Genomic DNA, 20,366 nt, shown 5'->3' on the forward strand with positions numbered 1-20,366 from the left:
GTAACAGGATAAAAACAATTATAATTAAGGAAGGAATAGTAAATTTGTTATTATAAAATCCATATTTATGAAAGAAAATCTTGTACAAGCTTCAGTAGAACCCTTAATCGATTATTTTAATCGACATATTCCATTGAATGTGGAGGAGCGCGAGCTTGTTACAGAACTTTTCAAACCCAGATTATACCGAAAAAAGCAATATGTTCTTCAGGAAGGAGATGTTTGCAATCAGTTTAATTTTGTAGTCCGTGGGTGCTTACGTATTTATAAAATAGACGAAAAAGGAAATACCCATATTATCCAGTTTGCTCCCGAAAATTGGTGGATAAATGACATCCGAAGCTTTCACAAAAAGCAACCTTCAGAACTTAATATTGATGCTTTAGAAGATACTATGGTTTTGCAGATCAGTCATGAAAATTTAATTACACTATACAAAACGGCACCAAAATTCGACCGGATATTCAGAGTTTTGCTTGAAAACAGTTTTGTTACTTTACAAAACAGATTGCTGCAAAATATAAGTTCTACAGCCGAAGAGCGGTATCTTTCTTTTATGCAAACCTATTCTCAGCTGTCTAATCGTTTGCCACAGACACAGATTGCTTCCTTTTTAGGAATTACTCCGGAATTCCTAAGCAGATTAAGAAACAGACTTGTTAAACCGAAATCTTAAACCAGATCAATAGTATTTCTTAATTTAGTTTATTGGAAAAAGATCTTCTTTCAGCGGATATTTGTAGTATAAATTTTAAAAAGAAATCATTATGACAACATCATCAAAAGTAGCTGTAATTGGCTTAGGAAATATCGGACAGGCTGTAGCCGGAAATATGGCAAAGTCTAATAATAAATTTATTGCTGCGGACAGAAATGTAGAAAAGGCAAAAGAACTTTCTGAAAAATGGAACACTGAATCAAGTGATATTCCAACAGCCGTAAAAACTGCCGATATTATAGTTTTGGCCATTCCTTTTGGAACAATCGCTGGATTTATGAAAGAATATGCTGCAGATTTAGAAGGTAAAATTATTGTAGATCCTTCAAATCCTATTGCTCCGGCTGAAAACGGTGGATTCAAAAAAATCATTGGAGAAAAAGAATCAGCAGGAGAAATTAATAAGAGCTTCTTACCCAAAGGCGCAAAACTAGTTAAAGCATTAGGAACTTTAGGAGCGGGAACTTTATCTGATGCGGCTTATCAAACTCCCGATAGATCAGTCTTATTTTATGCAACCGACGATACAAGCATTGATGATCAGGTTGAAAAACTAATTCATGACAATGGTTTTGACGCTGTTAGAATTGGAGGAATTGATCAATCGATTAGAATTGAAGTTTTTGGTGATCTTCATGAATTCGGAGCACTGGGAAAACCGGTAAATCTATCTGAAGCAAAACAAAAAGTATAAAATACAGAGTTCAGTTATTCTGATAGAAATCGAAAGAGTTTTTAGGCTCTTTCGATTTTTTTTATTCTTTCTTTAAGCTTTTCTCCAGATCACTCCATGCACCTCCATTATATATTTTTGTAAAACCTTTTTCTTTTAAAATGCTTTCAGCTTTTACACTTCTAAGACCATGTGAACAGACTGTGATATATGCTTTTTCCCTATCTAATTCAATATATCTTTCCCTGATCGTTCCCAGAGAAATATTAACAGAACCTTCAATATGTCCTGTTTCATATTCTTTTTCCGTTCTTACATCAAGAATAATTGCCCCTTTTTTTACTAGTTGGGGTAATCCGTTATCCAATGTTTGGTATCGGTAAACGCGATAGCTTACATAGATAACAAGGAGAATTCCCCAGAAAATCAATAAGCTTTTCATAACTTACTTAATATTTTCTTGTCGATATAAAAGGTTCCAAAGGGAATAAAACATGCAAGTAAAACTTTCCATGTGGTTTCTTTAAACTTCCAATGCTGTTCAACACCGACACTTAGGGTATTGAAAAGAAATAAAAGAAACAATGTCCCATGGATAGGTCCCATTATCCTTACAAAAGTGGGATTTCCCATCCAATGTTTCAATGGGACAGCGATGAACACTAACGTTAATAATGAAATTCCTTCCAGGATAGCGAGAATTCGGAGACGTCCGATTTTAGTTTTAAATAAATCTGTCATAATTATCTGAAATAAGGTCTGTTTGCAAGAGGTGAGAAGGGCCAGGGAATGGCGATAAAAATGATAAGCAACCCGATACCAAACCATATAAGCATCGTTTTAAACTTGTCCTTATCTGTTTGTTTACGTTTTGCTAAAGATGATCCTACTGTTATAAGTACAATGGAAATGAGCATCAGGAAAATGTGGATCAGTCCAAAAAATAACAGATCAAAACTTTCTTTTGCTGTCGCAAAGTTTTTCCAGAAATAGGAAACAATTGGACTTTGGGAGTAGAGTGTAATTCCTAAAACGAGCTGAATATGCGCAATAGTAGCTGTCCAATGTCTTAATGAATCATCACTTTTAGAAAACTCTTTGTCCGAAGAGTATCCTTTATAAGCTCTGAATATGGTGTAAATAAGACTTAGTAAAACCAACCATCGGAAGATGGAGTGGAGGAAAGTAAGCGTTTGGTACATAGATCATTTTTAATACGCAGACAAAGATATAACAAAAACATACTAATTAGTATGTTTTTGTTGAAAAAAATTATTGCATTGTGCTAAAATAAGCCTTAAGTTGCTTTAAATAAGTTACATAGACTGATTTGTTATTCTCCAGTTTTCCTAAATTTCTGACTCCCCAATACCCTGACATTACGAAAACAGCAATTCCTTTAGAATCCACATTTTTGTTCACCTTTCCGGTTTCTTTTGCATGATCAATGGATTTAATCATAGCTTCTTCCCATTGCTTTGAAAGATCATTCAATGCTTTTGTAAACTCAATATTCCATGGAGCCATTTCCTGAGTGAGATTAGCTGTAGGACAACCATATTGGACCTTCAAAAATTCATTTTCCATCAGCATAAAATTCATTAACTGATAAATAGTATCCAACGGATTATCGGTATTTTGAAATGGATCTATAAAAGTTTTCTTAAATGAAGATCTCATTAACTCATTAATGATAGCGAGCCCCATTTCATCTTTTGTTTTAAAATGATAATAAAAAGCACCTTTTGTTACCTGAGTAGTGGCAATGATTTCATCTACACTTGTCGTCTGATATCCATGAGAATAAATGAGCTCAAACGCCTTTTGCAGAATATTCAGTCGGGTAGCTTCAGATTTTTTCATTTAGATACTGGTTGGTATTTTCTACAAATAAACAATTTTTTTTAATCATTTCAAATTCAATTCACAGATAAAGCAGTAGTAGGCTTATTTTTTATCTATTATTTTTCTGATAATAAACTACTATTTAAGTTATTTTTATAATACATTAATTCGTCGGAAATTTGTCCTGTTAAAATAACAGTGAAAAACATAATACAATGAACTATCAAAATGAAATTTCAGTTTCTGATAAAACAGGAAACAAAAAGATAAGAAAAGGACTTCCTACTGCATTATGGGCATTAACGATCAGCGCATTCGGTATTGGAACTACAGAATTTGTTATTGTAGGGCTTTTACCTACCGTAGCCGGAGATCTTGGAATATCCATACCATCAGCAGGATTACTGGTAAGCTTGTATGCAATAGGAGTTGCTATCGGAGCACCTGTATTAACAGCATTAACAGGAAAGGTACCTCGCAAAACACTTTTAGTTTCAATCATGCTATTGTTTGTAATCGGAAACGGATTAGCTTCTATAGCACCAGGATTTGTCACTTTAATTTTAGCCAGAATCTTAACAGGTTTTGCACATGGCGTTTACTTTTCCATTGGATCTACCATTGCTGCATCTTTGGTTCCTGAAGAAAAAAGAGCGACGGCAATTTCCATTATGTTCGCGGGATTAACGTTGGCTATTGTAACCGGGGTTCCGCTGGGAACATTTATAGGGCAGCATTTTGGATGGAGAGCAACCTTTATTGGAGTGGCTATTCTGGGAATTATTGGTTTAATAGCCAGTATGATCCTTGTTCCTGGTCATTTACAAAACGGAAAGACAGCATCTCTCCAACAACAGCTAAAAGTATTGACGAATAAACGTTTGATTTTTGCTTTTCTAATGACCGCAATGGGATATGGAGGAACGTTCGTAGTCTTCACCTATTTGTCTCCAATCCTACAGGAAATTACAGGATTGAAAGAATCTTTAGTTACACTTATCCTGCTGATCTACGGTATTGCTATCGCGCTAGGAAATCTTATCGGGGGAAGATTAGCCAATAAAAATCCTTTGAAAGCTTTATTATGGATGTTTATTGCTCAAGGTATCGTACTTTTCTTATTTTACTTTACAGTACACAGCCCAATACTAAGTATTATAACATTATTTTTCCTTGGAGCATTATCCTTTGCTACTGTTCCGGGATTACAACTTTTGGTCGTTCAGATAGCAGAAAAGGAATTACCGGGAACAGAAGATGTTGCATCAGGAATTAATATTGCCGCTTTTAATATAGGAATTGCTATTGGTTCTTATTCCGGAGGACTTATCGTAACATCATCTTTAGGAATAGGTAGTACACCCTGGATAGGAGCCTTATTCCTTGTGATTACAGTATTTATTACATTGTATAGTATCAAGCTTGGTAAGAAGCTTTTGAGATAGTTATTACCATATTTTACAATTAAGGCTGTTCAACGATTTGTTCAGCTTTTTTTATGCCCTTTTTGATGAATACATCCTGTTATTATAATATATTTGCAACCGTTATTTCTAAATTATTCACTCATGATAACAATCAATACTGAACATACATATTCCATTTCTGATATCCTTTTTGTTTTTGCTCTGGAATCTGAAGCAGCTGATCTTTTTGATGACACTCACAAACTGATCACAGGAATAGGAAAGGTAAATGCAGCTTCGACACTTACAAAAGAAATCTATTTAAGGAAACCCAAGCTAATCGTTAATCTGGGTTCTGCGGGAAGTAAGACTTTTAGTAAGGGAAATGTCGTTTGTTGTACGAAATTTATTCAACGTGATATGGATGTAAGAGGACTTGGTTTTAAAAAATACGAAACTCCATTATCAGGAATTCCACCAGTGTTGGAATATGGATTGAAAATGGATAACGTAAAAGAAGGAACATGTGGAAGTGGAGACAGTTTTGAAATGGATCATGTAGAAATTGATTATAACATCGTGGATATGGAAGCTTATCCTTTAGCTCTTATTGCTATGAAAGAAGAAATTCCGTTTTTATGCCTGAAGTACATTTCCGATGATGCAGGAAGTGACGCTGCGGATGATTGGGCTGTACAGGTACATCTTGCTGCTGAAGCATTTAAGAAACTCTTATTTAAATAATTAAATATATTTCAAGAATTAACCCTTTAATTTTGAAACTTTGATAGACTTTAATAGCTGAAAATTATTTAATTTTACAGTATAAATAAACATTTACCACCAGATCATATCCGATCTGGTGGTCTTTATTTAAATCTGCTATTTAATATTGATAAGATAGTAATCAAATTCAGCAAAGTAAATGAGATCAAAAAGAAGTGCATCGGTCAGAATTCCAATGGGAGAGATTGAGATTTATGTTTTATCAGATGGATATTTTGGAATCGGAGATCCACAGCCAATTCTAGCTCCTGAAATAGAAAAAGAAAAGGTACAGAATGCATTGAAAACTCTCCACTTATCCGAATCTGATTATGAAATGCCTATCACGACACTTCTGATCAAAAAGGGAAATCAGTACATTCTTGTTGATACAGGAGAAGGTTATCATGATCCTGTTAATGCGGGATGGCTTCAGAACAGTATTTTAGAAATAGGAATTTCACCTGAAGAGATTACAGATATCCTAATCACCCATGCTCACCGGGATCATATTGGCGGAATTCTTTCAAAAGAAGGTAGAAGAATATATCCCAATGCAAAATATTATATTTCTGCTCCGGAATATAGCTTCTGGAATAATGATGAAAAAGACTTTTCCAAGAGTAAAATGTCTTCTTACCCAACAGGAAAACTACAGACAGAAATACTTAGGGCCATTAAAAATGATCTAGAAATCTTTGACCCCGGCGATATCCTTTTTTCATGTTTAAAAACAGAATTTGCACCAGGACATACACCGGGGCATATTATCTTTCATGTATTTTCAGAAAATCAATCGATTACCCATCTCGTAGATATTGTTCATTCCCCTTTATTGATCAATCATCCCGACTGGGGTACGCAGTGGGATATCAATTTTGAAGAAGGTGTTGCAACAAGAAAAAAGATTTTTGACAACTGCTATAATGATAAAAGACTGGTAACAACCTGCCATCTTCCATGGCCGGGAATCGGATATATCGGCAAAACAGAAGATGGCTGGCTGTGGATTCCTAAAGCACAATCCGATCCTTATATAATAAAGATCGATTAAAGATTATGGTAATGGGGATTATTAATTGAAACTCCAAGAACTTGTCTTGCCAAGGTTTAAACATTTCTCCGTGAACATTTCAGTATTATTAATGGAATAAAAAAGGAATTCTGTACATCCATACACTTTAGCATCCATTAACTGACCTGATAAAGTGGTTTCATTTTTCCATTCCATAGTAGCATTTAAAAATAATACAGGTTTTCCTTCACTTTCTGAAATACAACCCGAAATATCCTGAACATCTATTGGATTATTAAGATGGGTGTATAAATATTGTTTTACAGTGGGGTCTAAAAAGCGAAGCGTCATTTCTTTTACAATACCAACTCCCGAAATATTTCCGGATTTAATTTTCTCATACGCTATAAAATCATTTAAAGCTTCTGTGATATTGGCCTTATCCTGAAGCTTTACTATATAGCAATCTTCTATTTTGTGAGCCGTCCATAGGTTACCCGTAACGATTTGTGAATTCATGATGGTTAGTTTTTTTAAAATTAATAGATTTTTTTCTGTTCACAATTTTTTTTAAAGCTTTTCTTTCTTTATTTTTATAATTCTGACTAGTAAGTTCATCTAAAGTCCTGTAAAAGAACCACAATGTGATTTATTTAATACTCTAAAAGAGTAAGATATTTTAGACATACTATATCTTTTAAGCTAATCTTACATGAGCTTCTTAATTCATTTAAGTAAAGAGAAAATATTTTTTCCAAATTTCCTAAAACAGAGATACCACATAGGTACCATGCTTCGTATTTTTTTACTATTTTGCGGGCTTTAAAGAGACCAGTAAATTTTATATACAGTGATTGTAATCATAAAAAATAAATTAGGTATTGGTGTAAATTTGAATTCTCACTTTAAAAACTAATAAATTTTAGAAAAAATTAATTAAGATAAAGCAGACTCCGTGTATATAAGGGTTCGCGTGGTATCTATGTGGTATTTCAATTCAACAAAATTTTAATCATTTTTTCTTTCTTTGTCTTCATTATAGTAGATTTTATTTTTGAGACATGTTGAAATCTTAAATAGTAGATTAAAAACATCAATTGGTATCTTACTGTTTGTACTGGCAATATTAATTTGACACAGCGAAGAGACAGATAATAATAGTGAAAAAGTGGATTTAATTCTGTAAACAATAAAAAAGCTACAGAACTAGCAGAGATGAGAACAATATTATGAAAAACGAAAAACCTGGATTCAATTTAGAAGATTTAAACGAAAAAATTTTTGCTCAAGATGAAATTATAGCATTAGCCAAAGAAAATTCCCCCCGTCTATTGAATAAATTCAGACTAGTTTATCCTGGTTTTTTTGATAAAATATTCGCTATACAACCTAATCTGAGAAACTCAGAATTGATTTTCTGTATTTATTTAAAACTAAATTTATCTACAAAAGAAGTAGCAACCTATACGTATGTAACGCCTAAAGCTGTTCAGAACCGAAAGAACAGACTTCGAAAGAAACTGCTTATTCCATCTGAGGTAGATATTTATAAGTGGTTTAATAATTTATAGAATCCTGCTAAAATTGAATGAATGGCTTATTAAGATCGTGATAAAATAGTATTTTCCAATGGTTTTCTTCAGCTTCTTTTTGCCAGATCTGTCTTAGTTCCATTGCTTTTTTACCATCAAAATCACTTTTATAGGCAAGATGATACCGTAAATAAGCTTCTTGCGGAAGATCATCAGCACCATAAAAAGCAGTTTCTCCATCTTCGGTAATCCAGAAAACCTGCATAAAAGGCGTATGTCCACCAACCACTTCATAAGAGATTTCATCAGTAATAGATCCTTTGTCATCGTTCATCCAGATGATATTAGGAAGTTGGATCAGTTTTTCGAGTGTTTTAAAATCAAAAGAAGGATTTCCTTTATTCTCCATAGCATAATCAAGTTCACGCTTTTGAATATAAATATCAGCATTTGGAAATGTCGCTTCAAAATCGTCTTCCGTATATTGTATTGCTCCTTCAATATGGTCTTTATGAAGATGGGAGAGTAGGACCTTCGTAATTTGTTTTGGGTTAATATTTTCTCTCTCTAAAATCTCTGAAACGATTGTTTTACCGGTTTCACTTTTCCAGCCTAAACCAGTATCTAAAATAATAAAGTCATTTTTTGTGATAATAAGGAAGGGCTGTACAGACATTTTTATTCCCTGAGCCAGATCTGTTTTTTCTGTCGTTAAAAGACTAAAGTCTTTTGTTGGGCTGGCTACAAAATTGCCTTCTTTTAACGGGATGATTTTCATGATACAAATTTCCTGAATATTTCTAAATATTAAAAACTTTATTTTTCGATTTAAGCTATCGCCAAAACCGATTATGGCCTAAAAAAAATAAAATTTCATCAGGGTATACAAGACTATTTTATATGGTATTCGTAATTTTGTATGAGTAGAATTAAAACAATAAGTGAATATGAACTCAATAATCATAAATCAGGCATTTCTGGAGGATTGGGAAACGCTGCAGACCATTGGAAAAGAAACTTTCTCAGAAACATTTTCCGGAGATAATTCGAAGGAGGAAATGGATCTCTATCTTGAAAAAAGCTTTAACAAAGAAAAGCTGACAGATGAACTAAATAATTCGGATTCTTTTTTCTTTATCGCCTGGGAAGAAGACAACCCAATTGGCTACCTAAAACTTAATGCAGGCACTGCACAAACCGAACTGCAGGATAAAACATCTCTTGAAATTGAAAGGATTTATGTAAGAAGCAGTCATCATGGTAAAAAGGTTGGCCAGCTCCTTTATGACAAAGCTTTAAATGTGGCAAAAGAACAGAAAAAAGCTTACATATGGTTAGGAGTTTGGGAGGAGAACCTTAGAGCCGTGAATTTTTATAAAAAGAATGGTTTTGTCGAATTCGATAAACATATTTTCCGTTTAGGAAATGAGGAACAGACCGATCTCATGATGAAAAAAATATTAGAATAAAGTTTAGATTTGGTAGATCTCAGCATCCGTAAAAACATAGAATCTTCCTCCTTTAGGGAGATTTTTTGTATCTAATCCTGTAAACTCACTATAAGCGGGAAGTAATAATTGATGTGTAGTTTGTACAAAACAGGGTAGACGGATACTTTTAACAGTGGAATTAATGACAAATCCAGGATGAATATGTCCTGTAATCTGAAACTTCGGATTGGACCTATCAAAATCATGAATAAAAAGAATATCTGCCAATTCTAAAATTTTTGCTTTAAAATCAAGACATAATTTTTCTTCCAGCTCCTTTGAAATACGGTCATGATTTCCTTCAATAAGATAAAACTTCAGTTTGGAATATTGATTTCGCCATTCACAAAATTCTTCGACATCAGAATTGTTTCCCGCATGCAGCAGATCTCCGACAACAATAAATTTTTCAGGCTGAAAATAAGCGATTAGTACCGACAATCTCTCAAGGTCACTCTTCATCACATGATTTGCCAGTGCAATTCCATTTTTCCTAAAATGAGCCGTTTTCCCGATATGAAGATCTGACAGAATCAATGCTTTTTCTTTTTTCCAAAACAACGCACGCTGATTCGTTAAAGTAAAAACTTCATTTTGAATACTGATATTTTTTGTGGCTATATACATGTTTATTTTCGAAAGCTTTCTGAATTTCCAGACCGGGATTCAGGTATAGCTAATCTATTAAATCTAACTTCTAAATTGTCAATATCCATATTTCAACTCTTTATTCTCTTCTCTTACCCGCCTGTTCTATCAATTTTTGTATTCTCGCATCTAAACCTTCGCTTGAAAGAGTCTGACGAAGACTATCTACTTTAATTGGGAAGCTTAACGGTGTAAAAGTATTAGAATATTTTAAAATAATTTTCGATTTTTCAATTCTTTTGAAGGCTTCTACAAGTCTTTGTTCTTGTAGCTGCATATTAAAAACTTCTGTATAAGACTGTCTTACAAGAAAGTGATTTGGATCATAATCTTCAAGTACTTTAAAAATGAGTCCCGCTGAACTTTGTAAGGCTTTATTTGATCGTTGCTGTCCAGGGAAATTTTGGATAACCATTCCTGAAATAACGGCAATATCGCGGAATTTTCTACGTGCCATTTCAGCAGAATTAATACTTGAAATAACATCAACCATCAGATTATCACGGGTTAGAATCTTCTCCAGGTTGCCTTCATTTAAAGGAATTTCTTTATCACTGAACAGCTCAAAACCATAATCATTCATGGCCATTGAAAAGGAAATAGGAGCGAGTTTAGAAATTCTGAAGGCAATTAATGCAGCCATGACTTCATGCACCAGACGTCCTTCAAAAGGGTACATAAACAAATGAAACCCTTCTTTGTTTTTAATCAGTTCCACCAGAAATTCATCTTCTTTCGGAATATGGGATGTTTTTTCCTGACTGACAAGGAGAGGATGCAAAAATTTAAGTTCTTTTTCTGAAGAAGCAGGATTCAATGCCCCGGAAAGCTTTTCCCTTAAAAAAGTACTCAAATTGGAACTTAAAGGTAATCTTCCGCCAAGGTAACTGGGAACTAAGGCTTTTCCTTTCGACAGACGTACATAAACGGTCATATCCTTAACCATTGCTACTTCAAGAACTCTTCCGGCCAAAATAAATTTTTCTTCTTTTTTAAGCTTTGAAATGAAGTATTCTTCAATCATTCCAATATAACCACCAGAAATAAATTTAACCTTTAGCATTGCATCACTTACGATCGCTCCCATATTCATCCGGTGCAGCATAGCTATTTTTCTGGAAGTCACTTTAAATAACCCATCATCCATAATCACTACTTTATGAAATTCTTCGTAGCTTTTTAATGCACTGCCGCCAATAGTAAGAAAATCAATGATCTCTTTCCATTCTTCAGGAGTCATCTCCTGAAAAGTATAGACCTTTTTAATTCTTTCATAGGTTTCATCAGGAAAGAATCCGTCACCAACAGCTAAAGTCATCAGGAACTGTACCAAAACATCAAAGCACAACACCTGAGGTTCACGAGGTTCAATAACTTTTTGTTTTACGGCTTCTTTTAAGGCAGCCACTTCAATCAGTTCCAGAGAATGTGTGGGAACACAATAGATTTTAGAGGTTTCAAAAGGAGAGTGTCCACTTCGTCCGGCGCGTTGCAGAAATCTGGCCACACCTTTAGCAGAACCTATTTGAATCACAGTATCAACAGGTTTGAAGTCGATACCTAAATCTAAAGATGAAGTAGAAACAACAGCTTTTAATTTACCACTGCTTAAATTATCTTCGATCCAGATTCTTAAATGAGCATCAATAGAACTGTGATGAATAGCAATCTGGCCCGCAAAATCAGGATATGCATTAAGCAATAACTGATACCACATTTCACTCTGACTCCGGGTATTGGTAAATACGATCGTAGATTTAGATTCAAGAATAATAGGAACAATTTTATCAGCAAGCTTAGCCCCCAAATGCCCTGCCCATGGTAAAATTTCGACTTCATCCGGAAATACAGGAATGATGTCAATTTTTTTCTGCTGTTTCGCAGTAATTTTTGTTTTTTTGATATCATATGGAATTAAGACCTCCAGTGCTTCATCCAGATTACCGATTGTTGCTGTAATTCCCCAAATTTTTAATAAAGGAACATACTTTCTAACCTGTGAAATACCCAGTTCTACCATTACACCCCGTTTGGAACCCAATAGTTCATGCCATTCATCAACCGCAATGCAATGGAGATTTTTGAAAAATTTCAAATGATCTTTTTGACCCAAAAGAAGATGTAAACTTTCAGGAGTTACCACTAGAATATCTGGCATATTTCTGACCTGTTGCTGCCTTGTTTTGGGATCAGTATCGCCATTTCTCACTCCAACAGTCCAATCCAGTCCTATCTCATTGATAGCCTCTTCCATTGCCTTTGCAATATCTTTAGAAAGGGATCGAAGAGGAGTGATCCAGATCATTTTCAGTCCCTTTTTATACTTTTCAGGATGATTGAGAAAATCAGTGATCAGGGCTAAAAATACAGAATAAGTTTTTCCAAATCCTGTTGGCGCAATAACCATTCCGCTGTATCCATTTCCAAACTTCCACCAGGTATCTGTCTGAAATTTGAAAGGGGAATTACCTTTTTCAGCCATCCATTGCTGAATGACCTTAAATCCATTGGTATTTTCAAAAGCAGTCAAATTATTGTATCAGTTTTTTTATTTCTTCAAGATCATCTATTTCATTTACCGTTTTGTCTCTCCGCCACCGTACGATTCTTGGAAAACGCAATGCTACACCACTTTTATGGCGACTACTGAAGCCTATTCCTTCAAAAGCAATTTCAAAAACAAGCTCAGCTTTTACTGTGCGGACCGGCCCAAATTTTTCAATAGCATTCTTATTTACAAAACGGCTGACCTCCATAATTTCTTTATCCGTTAACCCTGAATAGGCCTTCGCAATTGTTACCAGAGAATCTCCATTTTTTACAGCAAAACTATAATCAGTATAATAAGCACTTCGCCTTCCACTTCCTTTCTGGGCATAGATCAATACTGCATCAATGGTCATTGGATTGATCTTCCATTTCCACCAGTCGCCTTTTTTCCGTCCTGAATGATAAGGAGAATTCTTTTGTTTAAGCATTAATCCCTCACTATTAATATCCCTTGAACTTTCTCTGATTTGATCTAATTCATCCCATTTTTCAAATTCAATAACCCTGGAAAGCTGAATTTTTTCAGGATCTTCATTAAGGAATAATTCTTCGAGCATAGCTCTTCTTCCAGAGATAGGCTTCACCCGTAGATCGTTGCCTTCAAGTTCAATTAAATCATAAGCAAATACTTCAACAGGAATATCAGTAAGCATCTTTTTAGTAACATTTTTTCTATTTAATCTTTTCTGTAATTCATTAAAATTTAAAACCTTACCATCCTTTACCGCAAGTATTTCTCCATCTAAAACAAAATTCCCTTTCATAGCCTTTACAGCTTCTACAATTTCAGGAAACTGTTCAGTGATCAGTTCTTCACCCCGGGACCAGATGAAAACTTCATCATTTCTTCTGATGATCTGACCACGTATTCCATCCCATTTATATTCGATCAGCCATTCGTTAGGTTCTCCCAATTCGGAAAGTTCTTTTTCCAAAGGATAGGCGAGACAAAATGGGTAAGGACGAGAGTTGTCAGCATTCACTTTTTCTGCTGAGATCAATTCCTGAAAAGAAACTTCACCAGGATTCCATTTTCCCATCATGCTATGCATTAATGCACTTGCTTCCTGCCCTGAATATTTTGTCAGAGCATTGATCAATGTTTTATCGGAAACACCTATACGGAAGCTTCCACCTAATAATTTATTGAAAATCAGTCGCTCCGTATAATCCAGCCCATTCCACGATTGTAAAACGAATTCTTTTTTTTCGGCCTCAGTTTTATCTTTCAGATTTACAATGTCATTCATCCACTGTGAAAGAGTCCGCTCTATTTTTTCTGTAGGCTGTGGCAGAATTAAGGAAAGTGTTTCACCAAGATCACCTACAGATGAATAACTCTCCTGAAAAAGCCAGAAGGGAAGTTGGGTAATTTCCAATGCCCATTCCTTCATTAAATTTGTATTGACATTTCTTTTGGGTCTTTTGCCGGTAAACAAAGCAATAAACCATACTTTATCTTCTTCAGGTGCACGCTCAAGATAATCGATGATCGCATCTATTTTAGCGTTGGTTTTATTAGTGCTTTCCAAAGCATTGATCAATTCTGCAAAATGTTTCATGGCTCAGGATTTTCAATGTTTTCTTTTTCAGCCTCTTCTTCATCCTCACCAAACTGAGTTTGTATAACATCAGCTTTAACACCTATTTCATTTAAGTATTTTGAAAAAACTTCCGTTTGCCCATGGGTAACATGAACAATTTCTGCTTCAGTAGCTTTTACAGCCTGCAGTAATCCACCCCAATCTGCATGATCACTCATTGCAAATCCTGCATCAGCACTTCGCCATCTTCTGGCACCCCGAACCTGCATCCATCCTGAACAGATGGCTGTCGCCGCTTCGGGTATTTTACGAATAATATTACTGTCTAATAAAGCCGGCGGAACAATAACAATTTCACTTTGCAGATGCTTGGTACTTTCTTTAAAGTCAGGAACCTCATATTCAGGAAGTTTTATTCCCACACTTTCAAAAGCTTCATTGAGCTTCCCAATAGAATAGTGAACATGGATTTTTCCTAATCCTTCTATTGCCTTCATAATACGTTGTGCCTTTCCAAGAGAATAGCCCACAAAAACAGATGTTTTCCCGTTTTCTTTATTTCTTAATACCCAATTTTGAAGTTTTTTATTAAGATCTTCAATTTCCAGCCAGTTGTAAATGGGAAGTCCAAAAGTACTTTCAGTCACAAATTCATGACACTTTACCAATTCAAAAGGAGTACTTAATCCATCATCCTGAACTTTATAATCTCCTGAAATTACACTTACATATCCTTTATACTCTAATCTGATTTGGGCAGATCCTATGATATGGCCTGCAGGATGTAGAGAAACCTTGACTCCATTAATTATTGTAACTTCACCATAACCTACGCTCTGGCATTCAATTTCAGGTCCTATTCTTTGGTATAAAATAGGTTTGGTAAAATGGTGGCAAAAATACTTTTTCATTCCCCAACGGGCATGATCTGCATGTCCATGAGTGATCACCGCCAGATCTACAGGCCGCCAGGGATCTATGTAAAATTGACCTTGAGGACAATAAATTCCTTTTTTTGTGAATGTAATTAGTTTCAATGAATAATATATTATGATCTATAAAAACTTTTGGTATTTATATGACTTTGGTTGATTTTATCATTCAAAAAGCTGACCAATCACCAATAAATATTTAAAAATAACATTTTTTTAGATTGAACTTTCCAGCAATAAAACATTGGGCTTTCCACCAATAACAAAAGCTCACATAAAGTTGAAATTTGTTTTACTAACTAAACAGAATAAAAAATACAAAATGAGTAAAACAATTTTAATTACAGGTGCTGCAAGTGGTTTTGGTAAAATTGCAGCTTTCGATCTAGCTAAAAAGGGACACCATGTCATTGCGACGACACAGGTTTACCCGCAGATGAGTGATTTAATAAGAGAAGCCAAAGAACAAGGTGTTCAGATGACTGTTGATAAATTAGATGTGACCAATCCTAAAGACATTGCTTATACTTTAAAAAAATATGATATTGATATTTTAATAAGTAATGCCGGTATCATGGAAGGAGGACCTATTGCTGAGCAGCCTCTGGATCTGATCCGTTCTATGTTTGAAGTAAATGTATTCGGAGCTTTGGAGCTGGCTCAAGGTTTTATTAAAAAATTTATCGACAAGAAAGGTGGTAAAATTGTTTTTACATCATCAATGGGAGGTCTTTGGACTGTTCCTTACGTTGCTGCTTACTGTGCTTCAAAACATGCTTTAGAGGCTATCGCAGAAGGTCTTAAGACAGAATTAGAACCTTTTAACATCAAAATAGCAACCTGTAATCCGGGAGTTTTTGGAACTGGATTTAATGATAGGGGAGTAGACTCTATTATGCATTGGTATGATCCTAAGGTAAATTTCACCCCAGAATCAGTTTTTGCAGGAACTACTGAAGCTCTTGCCAACCAACTTGATCCACAATCTATGGCTGATGTAATTGTAAATGTTGCATTAGATGATCATAGTAATTTCAGAAATTTACACCCTAAAGAAACAGAGGATTTTGTAAAACAATTACAAACAGAAGCCTGGAGTGTAAAAAGTTAAAACACAATATTCAATATTCAGAGAATGCGTAAATATTTTTGTTTACGCATTCATTTAACATCATTAAATAAAAAAAACAAATGAATATCACTTATTCTGAAGCAACAATTGCAATAAATGCATCCATAGAAAAAGCAAAATCTTTACATATTCCTGTAAGCCTTGCCGTAGTAGATACAGGAGGACATTTGGTCGCATTTGCAAGATTGGACAGCGTTTATGGCGTCATCGATTTTGCTATTAAAAAAGCCCGAACTGCAGTAATGTTCGGTGTCGACAGTGATACAATGGGCACTATTGTTTCAGGTGCTGACATTCATGGATATGGTATGTTAAATTCTAACGACGGACTTTTAACAATAGCAGGTGGCGTGGTTATTAAAAATAAAGAGGGAAAAATAATAGGAGCTATTGCCTCTTCCGGAGGTTCGCCGGAACAGGATAGGGAAATAGCAAACAAAGGGGCTGCTGGTATTTTTTAAATTTCAGATATTTGTATTATGACAAAAAGTTCTGAAATAATATTTGATCGATTGGTATACTCTTGTGCTTTTGAAAAATACAGGGGAATGGAAGAATTTATTCCAGATCATTTTTTAGGATTCCAATTATCTGGTGAGACTCATGCTTTTCATGATCAGGGCAAGACTATTATTAAAGAAAACACAGTCGTTCTGGTCAGAAAAAATCAACTTGTAAGAACTATAAAACATCCTTCTAAAGAAACCCAGTATCAATTTATTTCAATTACTCTGGATAAAAATACACTTCAGCAATATGCAGCAGAAAACAAAATTATTGTTGATAACGAATTTAAGAATAAACAAAAATTCTTTTTTGAGTCGGATGATTTTTTTACGAAGTATTTTGTTTCTCTGATTCCCTATATTGATAAAACTAAAAATGCAAGCTCAAAACTAGCTTCGTTAAAAGTAAAGGAAGCAATTGAGCTTCTTTTACAAAGTAATCCTGATTTTAAGAATTTGCTTTTTGATTTTTCTGAGCCTTATAAAACTGATTTAAAAGAATTCATGAATCAGAATTTTATTTTCAACTTACCTGTCGAAGCTTTTGCAAAATTAACAGGCCGCAGTCTATCTGGTTTTAAGCGTGATTTTCAAAAAGCATTCAGCATACCTCCCCAAAAATGGCTTAAAGAAAAACGATTGGAAGAAGCCTATTATTTAATTAAACATCAAAATAAAAAACCCACTGATATTTATCTTGATCTTGGGTTTGAGAATTTGTCGCATTTCTATTATTCGTTTAAAAAGAAATTTGGAGTAACAACCACTGAAGTCTGATTAGAATTAATTTATCAATTGTATTATAATGGATTTTATTCAACAGTTTAGTAATTGGACTAAAGGAGACTTAATTCAGGCTAAACTGATGATAGCCGGTATTATTATTTTTTGTGTTCCTCTTATTTTTTATTCAACTAAAACAAGTGATGTCTTTTTTAAAGGGCTTATTATCCCTTTAAGTATTTTATCATTAATGCTTTTAAGTTATGGAGGCTATCTTTTGGTAACCAAAGGTAAAGAGATACAAAGGGTTGAAAAAGAATATTCAAAAAATCATCAGCTGACTCTTACGAAAGAATACATCAAAGCGAAAAAAGATAGTAAGAGTTATGTCATTTTTAAAACAATTTGGGTTTCTCTATTCATACTTTCCATATTTCTTTATTTACTTTTTGACAGCTGCTACATGAAGGGTCTCTCATTTGGCTTTATTATTCTATTCCTGGTTCTGTTTATGACAGATACTTTCTTTCATGCAAGGTCAAAAACGTATCTTTCTTTTATACAAGAATCTAGCAGAATAAATTAGTTAAAAAAAGATGAGCTGCAATAAACAGCTCACCTTGTATATGGTCATTTCGTAAATGCTTTTACGAGAAAAATTTTCTGAATTCCAAAGGGGATTGGGTTGTTTTTTGTTTGAAAAGTTTACTAAATGATTGTGGATGTTCAAAACCAAGTTCATAAGCAATTTCACTAACAGACAAATTCGTGGTACTCAACCGCTCTTTAGCATATTCAATAAGTCTGTTCTGGATATGCTGTTGGGTGTTCTGCTGCGTATGAATCCGTAATAAGCTTCCAAGGTAATTGGGGGATATATTCATTTCTTCAGCAATAGCTTTTACCGTAGGCAAACCATTTTCCGGGATATGCCCATTATTGAAATACCGGGATAAGGTCTCTTCAAATCGTTCAAGAATCTCATGATTGGATTTTTTCCTGGTTAGAAACTGTCGCTCATAAAATCGTTCGGAATAGATAAGCAATAATTCTAATTGGGCAATTATCAATTCCTGACTGAACTTATCGATGTTGGATTGATATTCCTTTTCAATGTTTTTTAGAATTTCAGCGATTGCATTTTCTTCTTTTTCTGACAAAAAAAGAGCTTCATTTACTGAATATTGAAAGAACTCGTACGATTTTATCTTTTTTGCCAGTGAAGTATTCCATAGAAAATCAGGATGTATAAGAAGTATCCAGCCCGTTGGCTCTACTTTTACATTTTGATTGATCTCTACTTTTAAAAACTGAAGTGGAGAAACAAATGACAGAACCCCCGAATCAAAATCATACTGTTGCTGGCCATAGTTGAATTTGGCATTAACATTCCTTTTTAAGCCTACAGAATAGAAATTCTGAATCCATTTCATTTCATTATCATCTATAGGATAAGAAACCTTACTGTAATCAATCAGGCTGATCAATGGATGTTCAGGACCAGGTAGATTACAAAAGTTATGAAACTCGGAAATCGAATTAAAGCGAAACATCTTTTCCATCGTGCTAATTTAGTAAATCAATTTTCTTTATAAAAAACCATACCACCGTGGTATAATATCCCATCTTTAAAGTCGCCGTCTGCGGTAAATCCAGTATCATCTTTATAATCAATATGATCTCCTGAAACCCAATAACTTCCCTGGTAGGCACTTTCACGCGAACCACGGGCTTCGTCGTATCGATTGTCGGGTAATAATTCATGGCGGATGTGACCGTCTTTGGTTACCCACATTCCGATATATTCTTTTGTTTCTTCTATCGTATTGTTCATAGGTACTTTTTATGAAAGTTCAGTATAAGCTGTAGATAGGGTATAATTTTTCCATTTTTCAGCATCTTGGGTTAGGATATCGATTTTATTTTTAAGTAAATCAATCGTTTCATTTCCTAATAACAAATGTACAGGTGGATGCTCTTCTTTACTCATCGCAATGAGAACTTCTGCTCCTTTTTCTGGATCATTCATCTGATTTCCATTAATGGTATCAAGATGCAGTTGCTGAGATTCACGTGCCATTTTGTAATCTTCGATAGCATTTTCAGGAGTTCTGATTGATCCTTTTGTAAGAAATTCTGTACGAAAATATCCAGGATATACAACAGTAGCTTTTACGCCAAATTCTTTAACTTCCTCTGCCAGTGCTTCTGTAAATCCTGCCATAGCAAACTTGGTGGAACAATAGATCCCCCAACCTGCAAAACCTCCGGAGAAACCTGCTACTGAAGAAATATTAAATATATTTCCTGATCTCTGATTTCGTAAATAAGGCATTACATTTCTGACAACATTTAATGCTCCAAATACATTAACATCAAAATTTTCACGTGATTCCTCATCAGAAAGCTCTTCTAAAGAACCAACCTGCGCATATCCGGCATTGTTTACAATAACATCAAGTTGTCCAAAATGAGCTATACTTTTTTCAACAGCCTCCTTAACACTTGAATTCTCTTTCAAATTGACTTCCAGGGGTAAAAATGTTTCAGATGCACTACCAATCTCTTTAATCAGAGAATCCGCATTTCTACTCGTTGCTGCTACACGATATCCTTCGGCTAGTAATTTTTTAACTAAATTAAGTCCCAATCCTTTAGAGGCACCAGTAACGAACCATACTTTTTTTGTTTCCATTTTCTTTATTTTTTGATCTTAATTGATGATACAAAGATCATAAGGAAAACAAAATTCTACTTAACTGAATCCACCAAAGGTATAACCAAATCGTGGATGGCTTGATTTTCTGATGGCTTCAAAACCAATTTCATTGTTTGTATTTGTTAAGTTCTCTTTTTATGCATACAAAAGTGCATATATATAGTATCT

Annotated in this window: 24 protein-coding genes; 11 read left to right on the top strand and 13 right to left on the bottom strand. The window is 34.4% G+C overall.

The window, feature by feature from the left end; translation table 11 throughout:
- Window positions 1-67 precede the first annotated feature (67 nt).
- Window positions 68-676 (top strand): Crp/Fnr family transcriptional regulator, encoded by a 609-nt coding sequence (locus NG806_RS04880; protein WP_214825059.1) that lies wholly within the window; start codon window positions 68-70, stop codon window positions 674-676.
- Between the two features lie 91 nt (window positions 677-767).
- On the top strand, window positions 768-1,412 hold the full coding sequence (locus tag NG806_RS04885) for an NADPH-dependent F420 reductase (RefSeq protein ID WP_214825056.1): 645 nt from the start codon (window positions 768-770) through the stop codon (window positions 1,410-1,412).
- Between the two features lie 61 nt (window positions 1,413-1,473).
- Here NG806_RS04885 and NG806_RS04890 read toward each other — a convergent pair whose 3' ends face one another.
- The 4 genes from NG806_RS04890 to NG806_RS04905 all read right to left on the bottom strand — a co-directional run bounded on the left by NG806_RS04890 (window position 1,474) and on the right by NG806_RS04905 (window position 3,254).
- Entirely contained in the window at window positions 1,474-1,833 is a 360-nt protein-coding gene (locus NG806_RS04890) for a rhodanese-like domain-containing protein (protein ID WP_214825053.1), read from the bottom strand.
- The gene (locus NG806_RS04895; RefSeq protein ID WP_214825050.1) at window positions 1,830-2,132 is read right to left on the bottom strand and encodes a DUF3817 domain-containing protein; all 303 of its coding nucleotides are present in this window, start codon (window positions 2,130-2,132) and stop codon (window positions 1,830-1,832) included. The genes NG806_RS04890 and NG806_RS04895 overlap by 4 nt, the downstream gene beginning before the upstream one ends.
- Window positions 2,133-2,134: 2 nt before the next feature.
- Window positions 2,135-2,593, bottom strand: coding sequence for a hypothetical protein (locus tag NG806_RS04900; protein ID WP_214825047.1), 459 nt, complete (start codon window positions 2,591-2,593; stop codon window positions 2,135-2,137).
- Window positions 2,594-2,663: 70 nt separating this feature from the next.
- Entirely contained in the window at window positions 2,664-3,254 is a 591-nt protein-coding gene (locus NG806_RS04905; protein WP_214825044.1) for a TetR/AcrR family transcriptional regulator, read from the bottom strand.
- A gap of 197 nt (window positions 3,255-3,451) precedes the next feature.
- On the opposite strand from NG806_RS04905, the gene NG806_RS04910 reads away from it, so the two are divergent.
- The 3 genes from NG806_RS04910 (at window position 3,452) to NG806_RS04920 (ending at window position 6,461) form a co-directional block, all read left to right on the top strand.
- Window positions 3,452-4,681 (top strand): MFS transporter, encoded by a 1,230-nt coding sequence (locus NG806_RS04910; RefSeq protein ID WP_261512153.1) that lies wholly within the window; start codon window positions 3,452-3,454, stop codon window positions 4,679-4,681.
- Between the two features lie 123 nt (window positions 4,682-4,804).
- A complete protein-coding gene (locus NG806_RS04915) occupies window positions 4,805-5,386 on the top strand; it encodes a 5'-methylthioadenosine/S-adenosylhomocysteine nucleosidase family protein (RefSeq protein ID WP_261512154.1) in 582 nt (193 codons plus the stop codon).
- A gap of 181 nt (window positions 5,387-5,567) precedes the next feature.
- Window positions 5,568-6,461: an MBL fold metallo-hydrolase gene (locus NG806_RS04920; protein WP_261512155.1), complete on the top strand. Its 894-nt coding sequence runs from the start codon at window positions 5,568-5,570 to the stop codon at window positions 6,459-6,461.
- 21 nt (window positions 6,462-6,482) lie between these two features.
- On the opposite strand, the gene NG806_RS04925 is transcribed toward NG806_RS04920, so the two are convergent.
- Window positions 6,483-6,941 (bottom strand): PPC domain-containing DNA-binding protein, encoded by a 459-nt coding sequence (locus NG806_RS04925; protein ID WP_261512156.1) that lies wholly within the window; start codon window positions 6,939-6,941, stop codon window positions 6,483-6,485.
- Between the two features lie 710 nt (window positions 6,942-7,651).
- Here NG806_RS04925 and NG806_RS04930 point away from each other — a divergent pair.
- Window positions 7,652-7,993, top strand: a complete 342-nt coding sequence (locus NG806_RS04930; RefSeq protein ID WP_214825034.1) for a helix-turn-helix transcriptional regulator — start codon at window positions 7,652-7,654, stop codon at window positions 7,991-7,993.
- A 7-nt stretch (window positions 7,994-8,000) separates the two neighbouring features.
- Here NG806_RS04930 and NG806_RS04935 read toward each other — a convergent pair whose 3' ends face one another.
- On the bottom strand, window positions 8,001-8,732 hold the full coding sequence (locus NG806_RS04935; protein ID WP_214825033.1) for an MBL fold metallo-hydrolase: 732 nt from the start codon (window positions 8,730-8,732) through the stop codon (window positions 8,001-8,003).
- A 169-nt stretch (window positions 8,733-8,901) separates the two neighbouring features.
- Between NG806_RS04935 and NG806_RS04940 the strand changes: the two genes are divergently transcribed.
- Window positions 8,902-9,423, top strand: a complete 522-nt coding sequence (locus tag NG806_RS04940) for a GNAT family N-acetyltransferase (RefSeq protein WP_261512157.1) — start codon at window positions 8,902-8,904, stop codon at window positions 9,421-9,423.
- Window positions 9,424-9,426: 3 nt separating this feature from the next.
- Here NG806_RS04940 and pdeM read toward each other — a convergent pair whose 3' ends face one another.
- From pdeM to NG806_RS04960, 4 genes are all read right to left on the bottom strand, one after another.
- Entirely contained in the window at window positions 9,427-10,071 is a 645-nt protein-coding gene (gene pdeM, locus NG806_RS04945) for a ligase-associated DNA damage response endonuclease PdeM (protein ID WP_214825031.1), read from the bottom strand.
- Between the two features lie 100 nt (window positions 10,072-10,171).
- Window positions 10,172-12,622, bottom strand: a complete 2,451-nt coding sequence (locus NG806_RS04950; RefSeq protein ID WP_251040451.1) for a ligase-associated DNA damage response DEXH box helicase — start codon at window positions 12,620-12,622, stop codon at window positions 10,172-10,174.
- Between the two features lies 1 nt (window position 12,623).
- Window positions 12,624-14,204, bottom strand: coding sequence for an ATP-dependent DNA ligase (locus tag NG806_RS04955; protein WP_261512158.1), 1,581 nt, complete (start codon window positions 14,202-14,204; stop codon window positions 12,624-12,626).
- Window positions 14,201-15,223, bottom strand: coding sequence for a ligase-associated DNA damage response exonuclease (locus tag NG806_RS04960; RefSeq protein ID WP_261512161.1), 1,023 nt, complete (start codon window positions 15,221-15,223; stop codon window positions 14,201-14,203). The genes NG806_RS04955 and NG806_RS04960 overlap by 4 nt, the downstream gene beginning before the upstream one ends.
- 217 nt (window positions 15,224-15,440) lie before the next feature.
- Between NG806_RS04960 and NG806_RS04965 the strand changes: the two genes are divergently transcribed.
- From NG806_RS04965 to NG806_RS04980, 4 genes are all read left to right on the top strand, one after another.
- Window positions 15,441-16,229, top strand: a complete 789-nt coding sequence (locus NG806_RS04965) for an SDR family oxidoreductase (protein ID WP_214825025.1) — start codon at window positions 15,441-15,443, stop codon at window positions 16,227-16,229.
- Between the two features lie 80 nt (window positions 16,230-16,309).
- On the top strand, window positions 16,310-16,711 hold the full coding sequence (locus NG806_RS04970; protein ID WP_261512162.1) for a GlcG/HbpS family heme-binding protein: 402 nt from the start codon (window positions 16,310-16,312) through the stop codon (window positions 16,709-16,711).
- A gap of 18 nt (window positions 16,712-16,729) precedes the next feature.
- Window positions 16,730-17,533, top strand: a complete 804-nt coding sequence (locus NG806_RS04975) for a helix-turn-helix domain-containing protein (protein ID WP_214825019.1) — start codon at window positions 16,730-16,732, stop codon at window positions 17,531-17,533.
- A gap of 28 nt (window positions 17,534-17,561) precedes the next feature.
- Complete coding sequence (locus NG806_RS04980; RefSeq protein WP_261512163.1) at window positions 17,562-18,065, top strand: hypothetical protein; 504 nt, start codon at window positions 17,562-17,564, stop codon at window positions 18,063-18,065.
- A gap of 61 nt (window positions 18,066-18,126) precedes the next feature.
- Here NG806_RS04980 and NG806_RS04985 read toward each other — a convergent pair whose 3' ends face one another.
- Genes NG806_RS04985 through NG806_RS04995 form a run of 3 tightly spaced genes read right to left on the bottom strand, consistent with a single transcriptional unit; the run spans window position 18,127 to window position 20,174 of the window.
- Entirely contained in the window at window positions 18,127-19,041 is a 915-nt protein-coding gene (locus NG806_RS04985; RefSeq protein ID WP_214825013.1) for a helix-turn-helix domain-containing protein, read from the bottom strand.
- Window positions 19,042-19,058: 17 nt separating this feature from the next.
- Window positions 19,059-19,313, bottom strand: a complete 255-nt coding sequence (locus NG806_RS04990) for an Atu4866 domain-containing protein (protein WP_251040450.1) — start codon at window positions 19,311-19,313, stop codon at window positions 19,059-19,061.
- 9 nt (window positions 19,314-19,322) lie between these two features.
- Window positions 19,323-20,174, bottom strand: coding sequence for an SDR family oxidoreductase (locus tag NG806_RS04995; protein WP_214825010.1), 852 nt, complete (start codon window positions 20,172-20,174; stop codon window positions 19,323-19,325).
- Between the last annotated feature and the right edge of the window lie 192 nt (window positions 20,175-20,366).

This window comes from Chryseobacterium paludis, from assembly GCF_025403485.1.
In the GTDB taxonomy this organism is placed as follows: domain Bacteria; phylum Bacteroidota; class Bacteroidia; order Flavobacteriales; family Weeksellaceae; genus Chryseobacterium; species Chryseobacterium paludis.